Annotated in this window: 14 protein-coding genes; 2 read left to right on the plus strand and 12 right to left on the minus strand. The window is 41.3% G+C overall.

Features of this window, described 5'->3' with window-relative positions; all coding sequences use genetic code 11:
- Positions 1-102 precede the first annotated feature (102 nt).
- The 7 genes from EXE30_RS15310 to EXE30_RS15340 all read right to left on the minus strand — a co-directional run bounded on the left by EXE30_RS15310 (position 103) and on the right by EXE30_RS15340 (position 11,447).
- Positions 103-2,112: an esterase/lipase family protein gene (locus tag EXE30_RS15310; RefSeq protein ID WP_171457387.1), complete on the minus strand. Its 2,010-nt coding sequence runs from the start codon at positions 2,110-2,112 to the stop codon at positions 103-105.
- Between the two features lie 120 nt (positions 2,113-2,232).
- Positions 2,233-3,132 (minus strand): ABUW_2363 family tetratricopeptide repeat lipoprotein, encoded by a 900-nt coding sequence (locus tag EXE30_RS15315; protein ID WP_130163148.1) that lies wholly within the window; start codon positions 3,130-3,132, stop codon positions 2,233-2,235.
- Between the two features lie 105 nt (positions 3,133-3,237).
- Positions 3,238-4,059, minus strand: a complete 822-nt coding sequence (cysE, locus tag EXE30_RS15320; protein WP_130163149.1) for a serine O-acetyltransferase — start codon at positions 4,057-4,059, stop codon at positions 3,238-3,240.
- Positions 4,052-4,891 carry an RNA methyltransferase gene (locus tag EXE30_RS15325; RefSeq protein WP_130163150.1) on the minus strand — a complete coding sequence of 280 codons (840 nt, stop codon included), beginning with the start codon at positions 4,889-4,891 and terminating at the stop codon, positions 4,052-4,054. Before EXE30_RS15325 ends, cysE begins: the two co-directional genes overlap by 8 nt.
- Positions 4,892-4,904: 13 nt before the next feature.
- Positions 4,905-8,468: a DNA polymerase III subunit alpha gene (gene dnaE, locus EXE30_RS15330; protein ID WP_130163151.1), complete on the minus strand. Its 3,564-nt coding sequence runs from the start codon at positions 8,466-8,468 to the stop codon at positions 4,905-4,907.
- A 144-nt stretch (positions 8,469-8,612) separates the two neighbouring features.
- Positions 8,613-9,680 (minus strand): type II asparaginase, encoded by a 1,068-nt coding sequence (locus EXE30_RS15335; RefSeq protein ID WP_130163152.1) that lies wholly within the window; start codon positions 9,678-9,680, stop codon positions 8,613-8,615.
- Between the two features lie 336 nt (positions 9,681-10,016).
- Positions 10,017-11,447 (minus strand): pyridoxal phosphate-dependent aminotransferase, encoded by a 1,431-nt coding sequence (locus EXE30_RS15340; RefSeq protein WP_004671494.1) that lies wholly within the window; start codon positions 11,445-11,447, stop codon positions 10,017-10,019.
- Between the two features lie 224 nt (positions 11,448-11,671).
- Here EXE30_RS15340 and msrB point away from each other — a divergent pair, with 224 nt between their 5' ends.
- Complete coding sequence (msrB, locus tag EXE30_RS15345; RefSeq protein WP_004671492.1) at positions 11,672-12,091, plus strand: peptide-methionine (R)-S-oxide reductase MsrB; 420 nt, start codon at positions 11,672-11,674, stop codon at positions 12,089-12,091.
- Positions 12,088-12,576: a glutathione peroxidase gene (locus EXE30_RS15350; RefSeq protein ID WP_130163153.1), complete on the plus strand. Its 489-nt coding sequence runs from the start codon at positions 12,088-12,090 to the stop codon at positions 12,574-12,576. The genes msrB and EXE30_RS15350 overlap by 4 nt, the downstream gene beginning before the upstream one ends.
- A 42-nt stretch (positions 12,577-12,618) precedes the next feature.
- Here EXE30_RS15350 and EXE30_RS15355 read toward each other — a convergent pair whose 3' ends face one another.
- From EXE30_RS15355 to purT, 5 genes are all read right to left on the minus strand, one after another.
- Positions 12,619-15,762, minus strand: coding sequence for an efflux RND transporter permease subunit (locus EXE30_RS15355; protein ID WP_130163154.1), 3,144 nt, complete (start codon positions 15,760-15,762; stop codon positions 12,619-12,621).
- A 1-nt stretch (position 15,763) separates the two neighbouring features.
- Entirely contained in the window at positions 15,764-16,951 is a 1,188-nt protein-coding gene (locus tag EXE30_RS15360; RefSeq protein WP_130163155.1) for an efflux RND transporter periplasmic adaptor subunit, read from the minus strand.
- Positions 16,952-17,101: 150 nt separating this feature from the next.
- Positions 17,102-18,271, minus strand: a complete 1,170-nt coding sequence (dapC, locus tag EXE30_RS15365; RefSeq protein ID WP_130163156.1) for a succinyldiaminopimelate transaminase — start codon at positions 18,269-18,271, stop codon at positions 17,102-17,104.
- Positions 18,272-18,331: 60 nt separating this feature from the next.
- Complete coding sequence (gene glnD, locus EXE30_RS15370) at positions 18,332-20,998, minus strand: [protein-PII] uridylyltransferase (protein WP_130163157.1); 2,667 nt, start codon at positions 20,996-20,998, stop codon at positions 18,332-18,334.
- A gap of 72 nt (positions 20,999-21,070) precedes the next feature.
- The gene (gene purT / locus EXE30_RS15375) at positions 21,071-22,288 is read right to left on the minus strand and encodes a formate-dependent phosphoribosylglycinamide formyltransferase (RefSeq protein ID WP_171457390.1); all 1,218 of its coding nucleotides are present in this window, start codon (positions 22,286-22,288) and stop codon (positions 21,071-21,073) included.
- Positions 22,289-22,302 lie beyond the last annotated feature (14 nt).

Here is a 22,302-nt window from a genome sequence, read left to right on the forward strand (position 1 = left end):
ATCTCTTTCTGCTTTTGATTATATGATTCGTTCTGGCAGTTAATTGTTCGTGAGCTTGTGAATATAAAAATGCCCAAACTTGTTTGGGCATTTTTTATTGCGTTAAGGTTTATATAAACCATGATCAACAAGATGCTGACGCAGAATTCGACGTAATTCTAAAATTGCTTCAGGTGTTTCTTGTATTGAATGTCCACCGGGTAAGATCTTTTCAGAGACCGCACCATCTAAATGCGCACTTTTATAAGGGACGATGCCATCGGTAATGATATTGGGATCGTCACTTTTGGTAATGTTGCCCATAATTGAATGGAAAACTAAACCTTTTTCAGGTGGAATATCGGCGGTCAGCTCCATGAATTTTGATTTTTTGCTTAATTCACTTGGGCCATTTTGAATAACATCACTGGTTAGCGTTTTTACAAAGTCCTTAAGCTCTATATCATCACTGGTCAATGTATCCGCCAAAGTGGTTAAGAAGGTTGCGGGTAAACGAATGATTTTACGCGCAGCTAAGGTAAACCAACGATCGGCATAATCAGTACCACGATGTGGTGAAGCCAAGAAAATGGCTCGATCAAAGTTTGTAATTGGCTTCATTTTGAGACGTTCACTAATCACTGGATGCTTTCTGAGTTGAGTTTGTTGGCGACTACTCATCATTTCTAACGCTTGTTTGGATAGATCAACATCGCTAACCAGAAGTCGACTAATAATCCCGCCCATACTATGACCAATGAGAACAGCATCTTTTGCCGCGGCATCTTTTGGATTTAATGAAGAAAATGCTTGTTTTAATAATGCATAAATTTGAAAACGGCTTTCTAAGATTGGCATATTGGTTGAGTAGAAAACTTGCCATACTTGATATTGTTCACGTAAAACAGTATCACCCATAATATCATTGGTAACAGCAATCCAAGCCTCTGGGCTACTTGCAAGACCATGGACTAACACGATTATTTTCTTATTTGGATTATACGGTTCTAACATGTATAGATGTGGCATAGTTAAATGCTGATCTCGATCAATCAAGCTTAAATATGCTGCCGCACCTAAATTATTTTCTGCTAACCAAAGTCCATATGGTGCAGAGAAATTCGCTGCAAGTGAGTAGGGCTTACCTGCAATATTTACTTTTTCAGTGTTATAGGGGTCATAAGCTTTAATTTCAAACTCGGGACTAGTCAATACATCTTTGACAGTCGCAGCGGGTTTTTTTGGTTGCGCAATAATAGTTGAGGCTAAATAACGTGCTGGATGGATATTGGGATTTACGCCATCAGGATAGGCATAATTTAATGGATCAAGAATATATTTATTATCATGCTTACGATCTGAGTTGGCAAAAACTGCAACAAAATCCGAGCCGAATCCATCACGACGGTTAAGTGCGCGTAAGCCTGAAAAATTCATGTTGTAGCTAGAAACAAACTGTTCTAGGCTTTCATTTTGTAAACGCTGATATTCTCTTAAATCGAGTGAATAGGTGCTTTTTCCGATTTTAATCGTCGGTTCAAATGCCTGTTTAGGATGTCTAACTTTGTGTACATGTACGAGTCTAGCTAAAGCTTGGTTATAAAAATCTCGAATTTGTACTTGGCGGTTATCAAATAGGCGTTCTTGGGGCTGGCGAGTCGTTTTAAATAAATAAGCATAGCTGTAACGAATCGTTTTATCCAAAGCATCTAGTTCTTGATCTAAACATTGTTCATAGGCTTTTTGGATAATTTTTTGTTCTTCTTCAGCTTTATGCTTTGTCAGTTTACTGACTTTACATTCAGATGACTCTGATAAGGCCATTGCTTTGGCGAGGTATAACTCGCTTGCGGTTGATAGTAATTGTTCATCCAATATCTGAGGGATTTCGTGTAGGTCAGCGACGCATTCATTAGGGGTTTCCATACAAATCTTAGCGGCTTTGCCCGACATTGAAAGCACATTGAGGCTGGCCTCACTGAGTTTTTTTTGTGTCAAAATGCTGTTACGTTCATTGGCAATGGTGACATTCAATGCTTGTTCTTTGAGGCTGACAACCTGACAACCACTGAACATGAGGGTACTGAGTAAGCTGATAACAAATAGACGTTTATTGGGGGTAAATGCTTGCATCATGGATCAGCACAGGTCATGGAAATGGTTATAGTTATAATACTGAAATAAGATGTTTTTTCAATGAATAAAAAATAGGCTGTACCAGACAGCCTATTTATATTTAAAGCGAAGATAAAATTAGTTCATAACTTGCCAAACATTCCAGCGTTTACCAGATTCTACTTCACGAATTAAACGATCAGCCACTTCTGCTTCATCTGGGAATTTAATTTTATAGTTCTTTAAGGTTTGAATTGCATTTTTCTTCTGTTCTAACCAAAGATAGTTATTAGCAGCAGAAAGATAAGCCTCTTGAACTCCGCCTTTGATTGCTTTATCTAAATACGGAATTGCTTCACGTTGACCGCCACCTTCAGATAAACCAAAACCGAACCAGAAATTGATTTCGGGATCATTTGGACTAATTGCAAGAATACGTTGCGCGTAATTTAAAGATTTAGAAGTATAAGATGTACCCAAATCTAAGTTGCGGGCCATCACGCTAGCTTTAAATGCACGCGTTAATACATCAAATGATGCGTTTGGTTTTTCTGCTAAAGCATCAAGTTTATGGGTGATTTCTTTAAGTTTAACTTCATAGCCTTTGCGTTCTTGACGATCAGGGAAACGTGGTGGGTAATGGCGTGCCTTACCTTCAACCAATTGTAAGAAATCATCAATTTCAGTGACATCAACTTCATTATCACCAGCGAGTACGGCATATTTCATGCTACGTTGTTTGCTATCAATCGTTGGAACAATGAGTTTGTTTACATCCAAAGTCATTGATTTAGACGGATCATTTTGTAATGAAACGACCATTTTGGTTACTGGTTGAGCTGTGGCATCTTTAATTGCCAATTCAAAACTTGGCGGTGCATCATACTGGATTGGATTTAAAGCATAGAAAGCTGGAGTAGGATCAGGTTCTTTAAATACAAATGGTTCAGCAACACTTTCTTTTTTTGTTGGAGCAATACCACATGCCGTTAGAAATGAGGTTGAAAGTACGAGTAATGCCAAAGGCTTAAAATTCATGATCTACATCCATTAATTTTAGTAAGGTGATAAAAGAGATTGATTTCGCTAGTCTAGGAAAAGCGAAACCAACTTGCAATGTATGAGATGTTGTATTTTTATAATTTACTCCGTTTTTGATGGAATACTTTGTGCTTCACATTCACGTCTAACTTCTTCAATGATTTTTAACTCTTCTTTACTAAACGGTTGGGTTTTAGAATTCTGACCTTTAAATGTTGGGTCGAGTAGCGAGAGTCTTTGGCAAAGCGTATTCATCCGTTTTTCATTTTTCTGCATACGATCTAGTAGAACTCGAATACCTTCTAAAATAGGATCTGCTTGCTCTTCAGTTGTTGCATATGGTTCGAACCCAATACTCTCAGCATAGTCTCGACGCAGTGCTTCTTGCTCTGTTTGTTCTACTGTTACTGGCTCTTTGAAAATATAGCGAGCTGGGCTACCCACGGCTGTTACACCCGCAGGGACTTCTTTTGTCACGACCGCATTAGAGCCAACTTTTGCACCTTTGTGTACCGTAAAAGGTCCTAAAATTTTTGCACCTGCACCAACCACAACACCATCTTCTAAAGTAGGATGACGTTTACCTTTGTTCCATGTGGTCCCCCCTAAGGTGACTCCATGATAGAGGGTAACATCATTACCAATCTCAGCAGTTTCACCAATCACAACACCCATGCCATGATCTATGAAGAAGCGTTTGCCAATTTTCGCACCTGGATGGATTTCGATACCTGTTGCAAATCGACTAAAAGACGACAGCAGGCGGGCAGTGCCTTTATATTCTTTTTTCCATAACTCATGTGCCATGCGATGCATAATCAATGCATGAATACCCGGATAAGTGGTCAGAACTTCGAGTGTATTGCGTGCAGCAGGATCACGTGCAAATACAGCTTCGATATCTTCTTTGAGCTGTTTAATCATTGGACTGATCCTCCTTCGTGTTTTTTTTCCACGAACCATTCGCAAGTGCTTGCACTCGGCTAAATATTCCGCGTAATAAATGATATTCCATACGATCTAATTGTATCCTTCCAAATAAACGACGCAAGCGTAATGGAAGTAAACGGGGATTATTTGGGTCTAAAAACTCAATTTCTGTGAGCATTTTTTCTAAATGGGGGTAAAACTCTTCCATTTGCTGTTGATTTACGAGAGGTTCATCCCACTGCATACTTTGTTGTTGTTTGAGTTGCATGTGGTCATCTGGCATGTTGAGCGCTTGAGTATTTTGTTCAAGTGCAGCCATACGTAACTCATAACAAACCACCTGAATGGCTTGAGCCACATTGAGAACACCATATTCAGGATCAACAGGAATGGTTAAATGATAATTTGCCAAAGCCAATTCTTCGTTGGTTAAGCCACGATCTTCACGACCAAAGACAATCGCAATATTCTGTTGTTGCTTTGCTGCTTGCAATGCTTCTTTTGCAGCAGGGCGAACATCGAGTAGTGGCCAAGGAATCGTACGACTACGTGCACTGGTACCAAACACCAAGTGACAGTCTTGAATCGCTTGTTCTAAGGTATCTACAATTTCGATCTGTTCAATTAAATCTTGTGCACCTGCGGCTAACGCATCAATATCTGGATGCGGATAAGTCTTGGGCGCAACTAATACAAGTTTAGACAAACCCATAGTTTTCATTGCACGTAACGCACTACCAATATTTGCAGGTAGTGTGGTATTGACCATCACAATACGCACATGATCCAAATGTTTGGACACGTTGTTTGAGTCAAACAGGTTCATATATTATCCAAATTTAAGAATATTGAGAGATTTCAGTTTGATAAAGATCTAAAGCTTCATCCATTGACATATTTTCAGGTGGTGGGGCAACAACACTGACTTTCGGAGCTTCAGCGACTTTTGCTGCTTTGGATTTCACTTGATATTCAATGAAAATTGCATCTTTTCCAAAATAATCGCGTAACTTTGCTAGCAGTTCATCTAGCGGCGCAACTTTCCATTGTGCGCCTAAGTGTAATTCTGCAGTTGCAAAGCTTTGTTCAATTTGTATGTGTAAGCCAATATGTTGGCACATATCAATATTACAATAGGGTAAAAGCAGTGTTTGCAGATCTTTTGCCAATGATTTTGTCATTAAATCGTGGCTTAAGCGAACTTGGATACTCTGAGCGCGTTTTTGGCGAATCTCATTTAAACTAAACGCCTTGCTTAACCGCGCCATTGGACGGTCAAAACCTTCGCGTTCGTAAATTTCACCTTCAATCACTACAACCTGTTCTAAGCGAACGATCTCTTTGTAGCGTTGGAAACGTTCATGATTGCAACTGATCTCAACACGTGCTGTACCGTCATCTAAAGTGATCATAATGCGGTTTGGGAAGTTTGCAATATCGACAACCAATCCAGCAAAAACAGTAGTAACACCACGACGTGTTGGTGTGAGTTCATTGAGTTTGGCAGGTACAAATGATTTTAATTCAGGGCGGTAGACATCAATTGGATGACCTGTTAAGTATAAACCAAGCGTATCTTTTTCACCTTTTAGGCGAACTTCATCCGCCCAAGGTTTAACGGGTTTGGCCGGTTTTCGTTGAACTTCTTCAACTTCACCAAACAAGTCCATGATCCCCGTTTCGCGGTTGCTTCGGGCTTGTTCAGCCGCTTGCACAGCTTCAGGGAGTTGTGCCATGAGGCTTGAACGTTCAATACCTAAACAATCCAGTGCACCTGCACGGATCAAAGCTTCTAAGGTACGTTTGTTGATTTTCTTTAGATCAATACGATGACAGAAATCAAATAAATCTTTGTAAGGACCTTCTTTTGTGCGCGAGTCGATTACAGACTGCATCGCCTGTTCGCCAACACCTTTAATCGCACCTAGTCCATACACAATGGTTTGTTCATCACTGGCATGGAAGTGATACAACGACATATTTACCGAAGGTGGAAGCACCTCTAACTTATTATTACGGCAGTCATCAATTAAAAATACAATGCTGTCGGTATTTTGCATTTCCGATGACAGTACCGCCGCCATAAACTCAGCAGGGTAATGCGCTTTTAACCAAGCTGTATGGTAGGCAACTAAGGCATATGCTGCGGCATGGGATTTGTTAAAACCATAACCTGCGAACTTTTCCATATAGTCGAAGATATGGTTGGCCGTTGCGACATCAATGCCTTTTTGTCCTGCACCTTCGGTAAAGATTTGGCGTTGTTTTACCATTTCTTCAGGTTTCTTTTTACCCATCGCACGACGGAGTAAATCTGCACCACCAAGCGTATAGCCTGCACAGATCTGTGCAGCCTGCATCACCTGTTCTTGATAAACCATAATACCGTAGGTTGGTTCTAATACGCCTTCAAGTAAAGGATGCAGATATTCAAACTCACCGCCATGCATACGATGGATAAAGTCTGGAATAAGATCCATTGGACCTGGGCGATATAAGGAAACGAAGGCAATAATTTCTTCAAATTTGCTTGGTCGTGCTTCCTTCAGCATTTTTTTCATGCCGACGGATTCAAACTGGAACACCGCAGTTGTATTTGCATTGGCAAATACAAGATAGGCATCTTTATCATCCAATGGCACATCAACAATATTTAAAGGAACTGCCGATTTGATTCGTTTGTTGATATTTTGAACAGCATCTTCGATTACGGTCAGGTTACGTAAACCCAAGAAGTCAAACTTAACCAGACCAGCGGCTTCAACGTCATCTTTGTCATATTGCGCAACACGGCCAGTACCATCAGCTTCACACAGAACAGCTGAGTAGTCGGTAATTTTTCCCGGTGCAATCACCACACCACCAGCATGTTTACCAGTGTTACGCGTGATCCCTTCGAGTTTGAGCGCCATTTCCCAAATCTCAGCGGCGTCGTCATGATCTGGATTTGAAGGATTGGTGACAATATCTTTAAGTTGCGGTTCCATGTCGATGGCTGTTGCCAAATCAACACCAAGCGGTTTGGTTGGTACCATTTTTGAAATACGATCGGCTAGACCATACGATTTACTCAATACACGTGCGACATCTCGAATCGCACCTTTTGCAGCCATCGTACCGAACGTGGCAATCTGTGAAACTGCTTCACGGCCATAGTTTTGAGCAACGTATTCAATGACACGGTCACGACCTGCAATACAGAAATCGACATCGAAATCGGGCATTGAGACACGTTCAGGATTTAAGAAACGTTCAAAGAGAAGGTCATAACGCAGGGGATCAAGATCGGTAATTTTTAAACTATATGCGACCAAAGACCCAGCACCCGAACCACGTCCGGGACCAACAGGCACACCATTATTTTTGGCCCATTGAATAAAGTCCATGACGATCAGGAAATATCCGGGGAAACCCATTTTCAGGATAATGTCGACTTCATACTTAATTCGCTCATCATAGGGCTTGCGAATTTCCGCCCAGTCTTCATCGCGCTCTGTAATCGGATAAAGATGATTAAGACGTTCTTCTAAGCCTTCACGAGATAAATGTTCGAAGTAACTATCAATGGTATAACCATCTGGAATCGGGAAGTCGGGTAAGAAATAAGTACCCAATTGCAACGCGACATTACAACGTTGCGCGATGTAGTAACTGTTAGCGATCGCACTCGGAATGTCTGAAAATAGTTCAGACATTTGTTCGCCAGTTTTAAAGTATTGTTCTGAACTAAAGTTTTTAGGGCGCTTATTATCACCCAATACATAACCATCGGCGATGCAAACACGCGCTTCGTGAGCATCATAATCATGTTGTTCGATGAAGTGCACATCATTGTGTGCAACCACACCAATTTGATATTTTTCTGCAAGTTTGAGGGCCTGCTGAATAAAATCTTCTTCACCAGCACGTTCAGTTCGTGTGAGCGCTAAATAGACGCGGTTACCAAACTTTTCGATCCACGCTTCTAATAAGGGTTCAGCTTTTTGTGGGTTAGAAGAGCAGAGCATTTGCCCGACATCACTACGTTGCCCGAGTAATACGATTAAATCTTCAGATTGTTCGAGTATCCAATCTTTTTTTACACAGGGAATGCTGAGCTGTTGACCTTCGATAAAGCCTCGAGAAACGATTTCGGTTAGACTCCTCCAACCTGTATTGCTCATCGCTAATAACGTGGCTCTATGTTCAGCATCATTTAAGCGGATCACACTGCCAAGAATCGGTTTAATACCTTTCTTTAGGCAAGCCTCATAAAATTTCACAGCAGCATGTAAGTTAGATAAATCTGTAAGTGCCAGTGCAGGCATTTCATCTTTTACTGCAACTTTGACCAAATCAGGTATGCGAACAATCGATTCCGTAATCGAAAATTCTGTATGAATACCAAGATGAACAAACTGCATAAATCTATCCTTAACACGACCGTCGATTATTCTAGCACGCTCTGTGTTTGACAGCTGTCTAATATTTTTGCAATAAGACATTATCGGAAGCAAAAAAAGAAAAACCGATGCATATACATCGGTTTGTCAAATTAGAAAGAGAAATTAATACTGCCAGAACATCCGTTGAATCTCATTTGCATCCGTGGTTTTCGTGAGTGCAAGTGCCGCTAAAAGACGCGCTTTTTGTGGATTTAAGTCATGTGCAGCAACCCAACCATATTTATCATCTGGTTGTTCAGCATTGCGTAAAACGAATCCTTGAGCGACACGAGATGAACGGATAATTTGAATTCCTTGCTCATCATGCAACTGTTTTAAAGTAGGCACGATGTAACTCGCAACTGAACCGTTACCAGTCCCCGCATTTACGATTGCTTTAGTGCCTGCTTTTGCATATGCAACATACGCATCTGGAATCATAGAGTCAGAACCATAGACAATTTGAACCACAGGGAGTTGATCGCCTTTAATGTGTTCAATATTAAACTCAGATGACGTGGTATGACGCTTTAATGTGTTTCTAAACCAATACGGTTTCTTCTCGACTACAGTACCTAATGCGCCCCATTGGCTAACGAAAGCATTGGTATGAATATTAATACCTTTGGTGACATCACGTGCAGCAAAAATAGAGTCATTCATAAGAACCAACACCCCTTTATTCTTAGCTTCATCTGATGAAGCAAGGGCAACAGCGCTATAAAGATTGAGTGGGCCATCAGCAGAAAGAGCTGTTGAAGGACGCATTGAACCCACTAAAACAATTGGCTTGTCGGTATGAATAACAAGGTTTAGGAAGAACGCTGTTTCTTCAAGCGTATCAGAACCATGTGTAATTACGATGCCATTCACTGATGGTTTTTTGACTAGATCGTTGACTTGTCGTGCAAGAGACAATAGTTCTTTATCTGTAATACTTTCTGAGGCAATCTGTAACGCCTGTACACCACTTACATTGGCTAAATCTTTGATTTGCGGTACAGCATTGATTAATGCATCGACAGGGACTTTTGCTGCTGTGTAGGTCGCACTATTGGTAGAGCTCGCGCCTGCACCAGCAATTGTGCCGCCTGTTGCGATGACTACCACATTGTTTTTTGCATACAATGAAACCGATGCAGCAAGTAGAGTTAAGGCTAACCCTAATGATTTGACCGTTCTATTAATCATTAATGACAATCCTGTATTTTATCTTCCATTGAAACACAATGCCTATGCCAGACATTGCGACTATTATTTGAATTTTTAGTCGTTAAATCATTGGCATTTTATTTTTTATTGGGGTGCGCTTCGAGGGCTAATAGTTGCTCGAATAGTTGAATGGATAATTTTATTAATAGTGTTTGAATAGTGGATTAAAACGAACAATATCAGTTGTTTGTAATCAAGTTGTAATGCAACACATGGTTTTGCATCATCTTGGTGCGATTTTTCCAAATTACAGACGGAGTAGTCTAAAATAAAAAAAGCAATGTCTAGCTTAGACATTGCTCTTAATTTTATTGATTAACGACGCGTGGCTAAGAAGCGACCTAAGCGGTTAATTGCTTCTCGTAGTTCATTTTCTGCGGGTAAAAATACCACACGGAAATGGTCTGGTGTCGGCCAATTAAACCCTGTTCCTTGTACCAGTAATACTTTTTCAGCTTTCAATAAATCCAACATTAAAGCCTCATCATCTTCAACTGGATAAACATCAGGATCAAGTCGAGGGAAACAATACATCGCACCTTCAGGTTTCACACAACTCACGCCCGGAATTTCATTGAGCATTTCCCAAGCAATATTTCGCTGTTCATACAGACGACCACCCGGACGAATTAAGTCGTTAATCGATTGATAACCGCCCAAAGCCGTTTGAATAGCATATTGCGCTTGATGGTTGGCACATAAACGCATAGATGCCAACATGTCTAAGCCTTCAATATAATCTGCTGCGCGTGCTTTATTACCTGTAATCGCCATCCAACCTGCACGGTAACCTGCGATACGATAGGCTTTTGATAAACCATTGAACGAAACACATAATTGATCACCCGCCAAAGCAGCTACGGCTACATGCTCAATGCCATCATAGATAATCTTGTCGTAAATCTCGTCCGCAAATAAAATCAAATCGTATTTCTTTGCCAACGCAACAATTTGTGCAAGAACATGTCGTGGATAGACTGAACCTGTTGGGTTGTTCGGGTTAATAACCACGATCCCACGCGTGTTCGGCGTGATTTTACTCTCCATATCCGCAATGTCAGGATACCAATAGTTTTCTTCATCACATTTATAGTGAATGGCGGTACCACCAGATAGGTTTACTGCGGCGGTCCATAGTGGATAATCGGGCATGGGTACCAGCATTTCATCGCCATCGTTCAGTAAGCCTTGCATGGCCATCACGATCAGTTCAGAGACACCGTTGCCGACATACACATCATTGACGTGCATATCAAATATGCCTTTTTGTTGGTAATACTGACAAATAGCTTTACGCGCAGGGAAAATCCCTTTTGAATCCGTGTAACCAATTGCATTTGGCAAGTTTAAAGCGACATCATTGATGATCTCTTGCGGCGCTTCAAAACCAAAAGGTGCAGGGTTACCAATATTTAATTTAATGATTTTATGACCCTGTTCTTCCATTTCATTGGCGGCTCGTAACACAGGACCACGAATGTCGTAGCAAACATGCTCGAGCTTAGAAGATTTTTTGATTTCTCGTGGGGTTTGAATCGTGTTATTCATCTTGGTGTTCTCGGAAAGAGTGGGGTTCACTTTGGCATAGCGATATAAATAACTTTTAAATGTTTCAGTTGTGACTAAATCAAGATCATGTTGATCTCTAAGCAATGTGACAATTTTTTCATGCGTAAATCCATCCTGTTGATATTGTTTAATCACAGGCAGTAGACTTTTAAAAATAACGCTTTTTTTTTGCGACATTTTTTAATCTCAAGCAAGAATAGAAATAAGGTTAACATTGTTTTTGCTTTCTTGAAAGCACATGTTAAATAAAATTGCTCACTATATTTTATTAATATGCTTTCTTTTTGCTTTCTAATTATGGGTGTTTTGTAACTTATTTCGTTAAGACTAGAAATTTTATAATGAATGACGTAAATATAGGATTATTCTATTTTAAATAGTGAAATAAGAAGGAATCTGTCATGGGAAAAGTCAATAAAACTGACCGAGAATGGCAAAGAGAGCTATCGCCAGAAGAATATCGTATTACCCGTAAGAAAGGTACAGAACCTGCTTTTACAGGTCAATATTGGAATAATAAGCAACATGGGGTGTATGTATGTCGTTGTTGTGGCGCTGAATTATTTTCTTCTGAAACAAAATTTGACAGTGGATGTGGTTGGCCTAGTTTCTATCGGCCAATTGATAGCGTTGCAGTAGAAGAACACGAAGATTTGTCTCATGGTATGGTCAGAACAGAAATAGTCTGCCATGATTGCGACGCACATTTAGGGCATGTTTTTGAGGATGGCCCACAACCGACTGGTCTACGTTATTGCGTAAATTCGGCATCATTACAACTTAAAACACAAGAAAAGAATGACGAGGAAACCTATCCATGAGTAATATTTATCAGTTTGAAGCTGAATTATTAGAGGGAGACATAAAAGCGCTCGCTGATTATAAAGGCAAGGTCATGCTGATTGTTAATACAGCCAGTAAGTGTGGCTTCACACCACAATTTGCAGGGCTTGAGAAACTTTATGAAAAATATAAATCTCAAGGCTTAGAGGTTCTTGGTTTTCCATGTAATCAGTTTGGCGGACAAGATCCGGGCACCAATAAAGAGATCGGAACATTTTGCCAACGTAATTATGGTGTGAATTTTCCGATGTTCGCCAAGGTTGATGTAAAAGGACCTGAGGCGCATGTGATTTTTCGTTTTTTAACACGAGAAGCCAAAGGTATTTTGGGGAGTCGTAATATTAAGTGGAATTTCACCAAATTCTTGGTTGGACGTAATGGTGAGGTTCTAGGACGTTATGCACCAACGACGAAACCCGAAGCTTTAGAAGCAGATATTGAGAAAGCTTTAGCGAAGAAATAAAAAGAGAGATAAAAAAGACGGTCATTTGACCGTCTTTTTACATTAGTGAGGTGACTTTGTTGCCACGGGTTGGGATTTCCTAAAGCTGTGCAGCTTGCGATTGATATCATCAATAAAGGTATAGACCACTGGGATGACCAATAACGACAAGAAGGTACTGGTAATTAACCCACCAATCACTGAAATTGCCATTGGTGAGCGGAAACTTGGATCTGTTCCGATACCCAACGCAATCGGCAACATACCAGCGCCCATTGCTAACGTTGTCATGATAATCGGACGTGCACGTTTATGACATGCATCCAACAAAGCATTAAAACGAGAGTAGCCTTTTTCATTGCGCGCAATAATCGCGTAATCGACTAAGAGAATCGAGTTCTTACTCGCAATCCCCATCAGCATAATCAAACCAATTAAACTTGGCATAGAGAAACTACTTTTCGCTAAAAGAAGTAAAACGAATGCGCCACCCAGTGATAAAGGTAATGCCACTAAGATGGTAATCGGTTGTAAGAAATCTTTGAATAAAAGCACCAGCACCACATAAATACACAGTACACCTGTAAGCATAGCTAAACCGAAACTTGAAAATAGCTCCTGCATCACTTCAGCATCACCGATATTGGTACGTGTTACGCTAGGCGGTAAGTTTTTCATAGTCGGTAATTGATCAACTTGTGCAGTCACATCACCTAAAGGCTGATTGTTGAGTTCAATATTCAGGTTGATATTACGCATACGATTGAATCGGTCGATCTGTGAAGGGCCACTTTCAATATTTACATCAGCAATGCTACCGAGCATGACTGGGCCTTGATTTCCTTTGATGATGAGGCGTTTAATGAGTGCTTCATCTTGACGTGCCGACAACGGAAGTTTAATTACAATCGGTATTTGGCGCTGCGACAAATTCAACTTGGCCAAGTTCTGGTCAAAGTCGCCAGCGGTCGCGATTCTTAGCGTTTCAGCAATATCATAACTGGTGATACCAAGATCCGCTGCTTTGGCGAAGTCGGGGCGAACAACCAATTCAGGGCGAATCAACGCGGCGCTTGAAGTGACACTGCCAATATTTGGAATCGTTCGTAATTCACGCTCAAGTTTACGTGCAGTTGCCATCAAAACTTCAGGATCATCGCCAGACAGTGCCAGTTGATATTGACTGTTGTTTCCAGCGATACCGACTTGGATCCGTGCACCAGGGAGAGGGGCAAGACGTTGTCTGATTTCATCCTCAATTTGTTGCAAACTTGCAGATCGATCAGAGCGCTCAGTGGTTTGAATGGTGAGTGTTGCTTTACGAGGTTCGCTGGAAGCACCACCTGCAAATGGATCTGTACCAGCTGCACCGCCCCCAATAGTGGTGTAAACACTTTTAACTTCAGGATGGTCTTTAATCAGGTTGCGAGCATATTCTGCTGTTTTTAAAGTATCAGAAAATTGTGAACCTGGTGTTAATTCCACACGCACTTGTGTTTGGCCTGTATCAGGAGGAGGGACGAAACCTGTTGGGAGCAATGGAATGAGCATGAGCGAGCCAATAAAAAATACGATTGCACCAAATAGCGTGACCCAGCGATGATTTAAGCACCACGTTACTAAGCGCATATATATACGCATGACGCGACCATCATTTTCACGATCTTTGGCCAAACCTCTTTGACCTTGATCTTCCATTGATGAGGTCGGCAATGGATGGTCTATTTTCCCAATCCATGGTTTAAGAATATAAGCTGCCATCATCGGGGTAAGTAAACGCGCAACCAAAAGTGAGGCAAAAATCGCGAGGGATGCCGTCCAGCCAAACTGAACGAAGAACTTACCTGCGATACCACTCATAAATGCGGTCGGTAAAAACACCGCAATTAAGGTAAAGGTTGTCGCGATAACCGCAAGACCAATTTCATCCGCAGCCTCCATGGCGGCTTCATACGGGGTTTTCCCCATCCTCAAATGCCGAATAATATTCTCAATTTCGACAATCGCATCATCCACCAATATCCCTACCACCAAAGACATAGCGAGTAGCGTGACGATGTTGAGAGTGAAACCAAGGTAATACATGCCAATGATGGCGGGTAAAATAGAGAGGGGGAGAGCTGTTGCAGCAATGATGGTTGCACGCCAATCCCGTAGAAATAACCAGACCACAAGTACCGCTAAAATTGCACCTTCATATAACAGAGACATTGAACCTTTGTAATTATCTTCAACGGGCTTAACAAAGTTAAAAGCCTCAGTGATTTCAAGGTCGGGGTGAGCAGCTTTGAGTTTATCCAAAGCAATGATCACACCCTTTTCAACATCAACCTCACTGGCACCTTTACTCCGAGTGATTTCAAATCCAATAACAGGTTGTCCATTTAAAAGGGCAGCAGAACGTCGCTCGGCTATTCCATCACTGATTGTTGCGACTTGATCTAGGCGGATATGCCGACCATCACTCAATGCGATATTCATCGCACCAATTTCAGCCGCTGTTTTTACAGTGGCAATCGTACGAATAGATTGTTCACTACCGCCAATTTTAGTTTCGCCACCTGAGGCATCTTGTTGGATTAAGCGTAGCTGTCGGGTAACGTCTGTCGCCGTTGCATTGAGCGCCAATAGTTTTTCAGGGTCTAGTTCGACATCAATTTGACGTGTGACGCCACCGACACGAGATACGGCACCGACACCTTTGACTTGAAGCATAGCGCGAGCAATATCATAGTCAACAAACCATGACAGTGCTTCCTCATCCATTTTTGGGGATTGAATCGCATAAGTTAAGATCGGAGAACCAGACAGATTGATTTTGCTGACAATTGGATCTCTTAAATCAGCTGGTAAGTCTGAGCGAACCTGTGACACCGCATTGCGAACATCATCCACCGCTTCTTGAAGTGGTTTCTCCAGCTCAAACTCTGCAGTAACGTTCACTACACCATCTTGAATGTTGGTATATTGATTTCTTAAACCTTGTAAAGTTGCAATCGAGTTTTCTATTTTACGAGCCACTTCAGTTTCAAGTTGTGGTGGTGCTGCCCCTGGTAAAGCTGCAGTCACCGTCACCATGGGCAATTCAATATCTGGGAACTGCTGGATTTTCATCCAGTGAAAGCATAAAAGACCTGCCAAGCCAAGCATAATGAATAACAGAATACTTGGAATAGGGTTGCGGATGGACCAAGCAGAAACATTCATTTTAATGCTCCTGTGTCGTCACAAGTTGTTTGCTAAGTGGCGTGTCTGGAATATCTTTGGCAATATGAACTAAATCACCATCTGCTAAGAAACCAGTACCTGAAGAAACGACCTTCACATTTGCTGCTAAGTCTAAGATTTCTACACGACTGCCTAAGCGGCGTCCGACAGTCACCTTTTGTTGTGTTACGCGGTTGTTTTTATCGACGATAAAAACATAAGCAAAGCCATCACGTAATAACAATGCCATTTGTGGAATGGTGAGGGCAGACTTTTCACCTAAATCAAATTCACCTTTGACAAACATTCCCATACGAACGGCTTCGGTCGGTGGTAAATCAACGTAGACTAAACCATAACGTGTTTGTGGGTCGATCACAGGGGCAATCATTCGAACTTTGCCTGTGATCGCAGGTTGAGTTGGATCAGGTGAAAGAATACGAGCAGTCATACCTTGCTTTAATTTATATAAGTCAGTTGTGGTGACTTCAGCACGCCATTCTAAGCGGTGATCTCGGATGAGACGAAATAACTCTTGTCCCGTTTGTGCCAAGGAGCCGACTGTGGCACTTCGTGTGGAAATCACCCCATTATCTGGTGCAATCACTTGAGTCTGTGCTAAGCGCAATTGATTGGTTTGTATCTGAGCTCTAGCGGCATCAAGTCGAGCTTGTGCGGTGGCCTGTGATGTTTGATATTGTGTGGATTCCTGAGCAGAAATAGCCCCAGTGTTTTTGAGTTGTTGAATACGCTTATAATTGGTGATGGCGTCGGTGAGTACGGCTTGCGCTTCTGCATAATTGGCTTTTGCCGAGGCTAAATCAGCTCGAATGGTATCGCTATTAATTTCTGCAAGGACTTGTCCACGCTTTACCTTATCCCCGACATTGACATTTACTTTGGTGAGCCGTTGACCAGATAATTCGCTACCAATCACGACTTCTTGCCAAGCAGCAACATTGCCATTTGCAGTGAAGGTTTGTTTCCAGTTCTGCTGTTCAGGCTGCACGACTGTAACAGTGAGCGCTGCTTTTTGTTCAGTTGATTCTGCTTTTTTCTTGTCTGTGTCCGTTGGCTTTTTAGCAATGCCTATTTGCCGAACGATGATTAAAATAATCACCAGTACGATCACGATTGCTAAAACGAACCAAATTTTTTTATTTATTTTCTGAGGAGTTTGAGAAACCATTTTTCCATCGTTCACCAAATATCGATGGCTAAGTATAGACCAAGATTTTAGTGATTGATCAACAGGAACGATTGATTTTTAGGATACATTTGCAAACTTTTTGGTATAAAAGTCCCTGAATTTAACTGAGTAATATTCAGGGACTTTGTTTTAAAGAATGGCTTTCAAGCGTTTAACCACTTCTTCACATTGGGCTAAATCGGCAACCAACGCCATTCGAACATGACCTTCGCCCGGATTGCCTTGTTCGGTATCACGAGATAAGTAACGACCCGGTAGAACTTTGATGTGCGCTTTTTCCATCAGCAATTTGGCAAAAGTTTCATCATTATCCACTTTTAACCAATAATAGAAGCCTGCATCTGGTTTTTTTAATGGCAATAAATGCCCTAATTCAGATTGGAATAAATCAAATTTGGCACGGTATTGTTGACGGTTCTCTTCGACATGTGCTTCATCGTTCCAAGCCGAGATAGATGCCAGTTGATGTTGCACAGGCATTGCTGCGCCGTGATAAGTACGGTATTGCAAATAGGGTTTAAGTAATGCTGCATCACCTGCAACAAAACCTGAGCGCATGCCCGGCAAGTTAGAACGTTTTGAAAGTGAATGGAACACGATACAGTTTTTATAATCATCTCGTCCCATCTCCGCGCAAACTTCTAAAAGACCGATTGGCGCTTGATCAAACCAAAGTTCTGAATAACATTCATCAGAGGCGATTACGAAATTGTATTGATCTGAAAGTGCAATCAACTTTTTAAATTGTTGTTTAGACAGTACAGCACCTGTTGGGTTACCCGGTGTGCAAACAAATAATAATGCTGTTTTTTCCCATACTTCGGCAGGTACGGCATCAAAATCGCCCAAATATCCATTTTCTTCTGTGCAATTGATAAAATAAGGCTTTGCACCTGAGAGTAACGCTGCACCTTCATAAATCTGATAAAATGGATTTGGCATCACGATATATGGTGCATCTTCACGTTTAATCAATGCTTGGACAAAAGAGAAGATGCCTTCACGCGTCCCTGAAACTGGCAGGATATGATCGTCCGCACTGATTTGATTCAACTTAAACCGTTGAGTTAGCCATTGTGCAATACTTTGGCGCAGTTCAGGTAAGCCTTTACTGTTTGGATAAGTCGATAAATGTGAAAAATTATCAATAATGGCTTGTTTAACAAACTCAGGTGCAGGGTGTTTAGGTTCACCAATTGAAAGAGGAATCAATGGTAAATTGGCAGGTTGCACATCTTTAAAAAGTTGCGTTAACTTTTCAAAAGGATAGGGATGCAATAATGACAAGCTTGAGTTCATTTAAACAGTTACCAAATGTAGGGGCGTATGTATACGCCCAATTATTGATTGAAATTAAAATTAAGATGGATTACAAATTTGATTTGATGCTTCATCCAAAGCGGCTTTGAGCATTTCCGCAAAAGCCTTCACTTCTTCATCTGTCAACAACACACCATTTTTCTTGGTGACGAAGAAAATATCTTCGGCACGTTCGCCTAGTGTCGCGATTTTAGCAGAATGAATGTCTAGACCTTGTAGCATAAATAGCGCGCCAATTCGAGCCAGTAAACCCGGTTGGTCGAGGGTTGAAATCTCGACCATATGTTGTTGCAAAGTCGGGTTAAGCACAATATCCACAGTATTTTGTATATCAAAATGCCGTAAATGACGCGGAATACGACGCTGCATAATGCCCGGATATTGGTCAGAGTGACTGAGTGCTTCTACCAAAGCGGTTTTCACTTTATGTTCACGTTCAGGGTCGGTCAGTAAAGTACCAAAACGATCAAGTACCAAATATGTGTCCAAACTAAATGCGGTACTTGCCGTGATAATTCGTGCATCTTGAACATCAAGATTCATTCTATCTAATACCGCAACTGTCGTCGCAAACAGATTTGGTTGATCTCGTGTATAAATAAAGAGTTGAACCGCATCTTCAGCAGCATTCCGATGTGCGCGTAAAAGTACTAACGGTTCAGGATTATCACCATGCTGTAGAATCGCCTGTGTGTGCCATGCAATTTCATTTGCTGACTCTTTAACGAAATAGTCATCCCCAAGCTCTTGCCAGACTTTCTCAACTTCAGCCAATGAAAAGTCATTTACAAGCAACTCGCTAGCAGCAAATTTGGTGTCTTCAATGAGCATTTGATAATCAACTGGACGTCCTAATCCAGAACGAACTACATCACGTGAGTAAGTATAAAGTTGACGCATTAGAGAGGCACGCCAAGTGTTCCATAAGTTTGGATTGGTCGCATTGATATCGGCAACCGTTAAAGTATAGAGATAATCTAGATGCTCCATATCTCCGACTTTTTCAGCAAATTCCTTTACTTCGTCAGGATCGGAAATATCTTTTTTCTGTGCGGTGAGAGACATTAGGAGGTGGTTGTTAATCAACCATGCAACCAGTTTGCATTCACGCTCAGTAAAGCCATGTGTACGACAGAACTTAATTGCATCAATCGCTCCCAACTCACTGTGATCACCACCACGACCTTTGGCAATATCATGGAAGATCGCAGCTAAGTAGACAATATCGTGTCTAGAAATCCGTTGGAAAACTGAGCTTACAACAGGAAAATCTTTGGCAAATTCTGGTTCTTTAAAACGACTCAAATTACGAAGCAATAATAAGGTGTGTGCATCAACCGTATAAATGTGGAATAAGTCGTATTGCATCAAACCTGTAATTTGTCCAAATGCAGGAATGTAGTTACCTAAAACGCCATAACGCTTCATTGCCACCATTGTTTCGTATAAACGATTAGGCGAACGAATAATCGACATAAAGAGCGCTTGATGTTCAGGATCGTCTCTAAAACGCTGATCAATCCGTTTCGCTGCAAGGACGAGTAGGCGTAAAGTGCGCGCACGAATGCCTGTGATTTCAGGACGATTTGCTAGTAAATAGAATAATTCTAAAATTGCGCTTGGTGCTTCGGAAAAAACTTTATGATGTTGTACCGCAAGTTTGCCATCAACGATTTTAAAGCGATCATTGATGTCTATAATTTGACGTTCATATTCAGTTAAGCGTGGGGTAATGACGGATTCGTTGAAATATGCGAGTAGCATTTCATTCAACGTGGAAACCTGTTGAGCGGTACGATAATAACGCTTCATAAATTGTTCAACGCCAAAATTTACCGACTGTCCTTCTTCACGAACGTAGCCAAATTTTGCAGCAATTTCACGTTGATGATCGAACAATAAACGGTTTTCGTCACGCTTTGCTAATCGGTGTAGATGGTTGCGAATTTCCCATAAAAAGCTTTCAGCTTCTTCTAATACACCCAACTCAAACTCTGTAATAAAGCCTAAATGAACAAGGTCATAAATACGATTGACACGAAAGTGGCGTTTTGCAATCCAACCAATTTGGTTAATATCACGAATACCACCCGGTGCATTTTTAATATCAGGTTCTAAATTACTTTCAGTATTGTTATGCTGAGCATAGCGTTTGGCTTGCTCTGCCATTTTGGCATCATAGAAAGTTTGATCTGTCCAGGTTTGCGCAACAATACGACGTGGCCATTTTGCCAGATGTTCATTTCCAGTAATCAAACGGGCTTCGATCAGCGTGGTTGCGACGGTTAGGTCATTGGTTGCTTGTTCTACACAGTTTTGAATAGTGCGAACGCTGATGCCCGGTTTAAAATTACCAACATCCCACAACGAGGAAATAAAAGTAGAAATTAGTTTTTCTTGTTCTTCACTGATCTCATCATCTGACAAGATCATAATGTCCGTGTCTGAATAGGGTAGCATTTCACGGCGGCCATACCCACCGACAGCAAATAAACCTAATTCAGTTTGATCGAGACCTGCATGATTCCATAGAAATATCAGTGCTTCATCAATCGAGTTAGAACGGGCTTTAATAACGTCACGAATAGATTGACCATTTTCATAGCTCTCTTGTAATTGCTTCTCTACATCTTTTCGCCATTGATTAATGGCTTGAATATCATGATGACTGGTGACGTAGTTCAACAATGGAGAAGTATTGATCATGAAAATGGTCTTCTATCAAAGTCCCTCTTTATACAAGAGGGCGAGTTGTGATTGTTGCAATGCAAGGGAAGTTTAAACGTTTGTTTTTACGCTCACATGGTCAGCTGCTTGTTGTGCGAGTTCACGCGCCAAATCTGTACTTTCTGCACGAGCAGTGACAACACCCATACGGCGACGTTTAAAACCCTCTGGTTTAGCAAATAAGCGTAAGTCAGTATCTGGATTAGCTAAAGCAAGATTTAAGCCAGTAAAGCTTAGATTGTTTGAATCTACGCCTGCATAAATCACCGCACTTGCAGCAATGCTATGACGAGCCGTATTTACAGGTAAACCTAAAATTGCACGTGCATGCAGCTCAAATTCATTTTGAAACTGTGATGCTAAAGTGACGAGTCCAGTGTCATGTGGGCGAGGTGAGACTTCACTGAACCACACGTTATCGCCTTTAATAAATAACTCTACACCAAAAATACCACAGCCACCTAAAGCGGTTGTTACTTTATTGGCAATCCGTTTTGACTCTTGCAATGCAGCCGCAGTCATGGCTTGAGGCTGCCAGCTTTCCACATAGTCACCCGCATCTTGACGATGTCCAATTGGATCACAGAAGTGAGTTTCAATTTCACCTGTTTCTGGGTTTTTAGCACGGACAGTTAATAGGGTGATTTCAAAATCAAAATCAATTTGCGATTCGACAATCACTGTACCTTGGTTAACACGTCCGCCTTGCATCGCATATTCCCAAGCAGCATCGACTTCATCAAAGCTTTTTACTCGAGACTGACCTTTACCAGACGAAGACATCACAGGTTTTACAAAGTTTGGATAACCAATATCATCACAAGCGGCGCGGAAGCTTTCTAATGTATTTGCAAATCGATATGCAGAGGTTGGCAAACCGAGTTCTTCTGCTGCTAAGCGACGAATACCTTCACGGTTCATTGTAAGGTTAACGGCTTTGGCAGAAGGAATTACGGTTGCAGTTTGATTTTGTTCAATTTCAACTAAAACTTCAGTTGCAATGGCTTCAATTTCTGGAACAATCAAATTTGGTTTGATTTTTTCAATCAATTGTTTGAGCTCAGTTGGATCAGCCATATTCAAGGTATAAGCGAAATGTGCAACTTGCATGGCAGGCGCGTGATCATAACGATCAGCAGCATGGACTTCGACACCTAAGCGTTGTAAAGAAATTACGACTTCTTTACCTAGCTCTCCAGAACCTAACAGTAAAACCTTAAATGCAGAAGATTGAAGTGGAGTTCCAAGAGTGACGCTCATGCGAATAATCCTATCCTGAGTAA

The sequence above is a fragment of the Acinetobacter halotolerans genome, from assembly GCF_004208515.1.
Lineage (GTDB): Bacteria > Pseudomonadota > Gammaproteobacteria > Pseudomonadales > Moraxellaceae > Acinetobacter > Acinetobacter halotolerans.

Bases quoted from the DNA above. Each gene is read 5' to 3' on its own strand.
- EXE30_RS15360 (WP_130163155.1), bottom strand. From the start codon at position 16,951: ATGGTTTCTCAAACTCCTCAGAAAATAAATAAAAAAATTTGGTTCGTT.
- EXE30_RS15315 (WP_130163148.1), bottom strand. From the start codon at position 3,132: ATGAATTTTAAGCCTTTGGCATTACTCGTACTTTCAACCTCATTTCTA.
- EXE30_RS15310 (WP_171457387.1), bottom strand. From the start codon at position 2,112: ATGCAAGCATTTACCCCCAATAAACGTCTATTTGTTATCAGCTTACTC.
- dapC (WP_130163156.1), bottom strand. From the start codon at position 18,271: ATGAACTCAAGCTTGTCATTATTGCATCCCTATCCTTTTGAAAAGTTA.
- EXE30_RS15340 (WP_004671494.1), bottom strand. From the start codon at position 11,447: ATGTCGCAAAAAAAAAGCGTTATTTTTAAAAGTCTACTGCCTGTGATT.
- msrB (WP_004671492.1), top strand. From the start codon at position 11,672: ATGGGAAAAGTCAATAAAACTGACCGAGAATGGCAAAGAGAGCTATCG.
- cysE (WP_130163149.1), bottom strand. From the start codon at position 4,059: ATGATTAAACAGCTCAAAGAAGATATCGAAGCTGTATTTGCACGTGAT.
- EXE30_RS15335 (WP_130163152.1), bottom strand. From the start codon at position 9,680: ATGATTAATAGAACGGTCAAATCATTAGGGTTAGCCTTAACTCTACTT.
- EXE30_RS15325 (WP_130163150.1), bottom strand. From the start codon at position 4,891: ATGAACCTGTTTGACTCAAACAACGTGTCCAAACATTTGGATCATGTG.
- dnaE (WP_130163151.1), bottom strand. From the start codon at position 8,468: ATGCAGTTTGTTCATCTTGGTATTCATACAGAATTTTCGATTACGGAA.
- glnD (WP_130163157.1), bottom strand. From the start codon at position 20,998: ATGATCAATACTTCTCCATTGTTGAACTACGTCACCAGTCATCATGAT.
- EXE30_RS15350 (WP_130163153.1), top strand. From the start codon at position 12,088: ATGAGTAATATTTATCAGTTTGAAGCTGAATTATTAGAGGGAGACATA.
- EXE30_RS15355 (WP_130163154.1), bottom strand. From the start codon at position 15,762: ATGAATGTTTCTGCTTGGTCCATCCGCAACCCTATTCCAAGTATTCTG.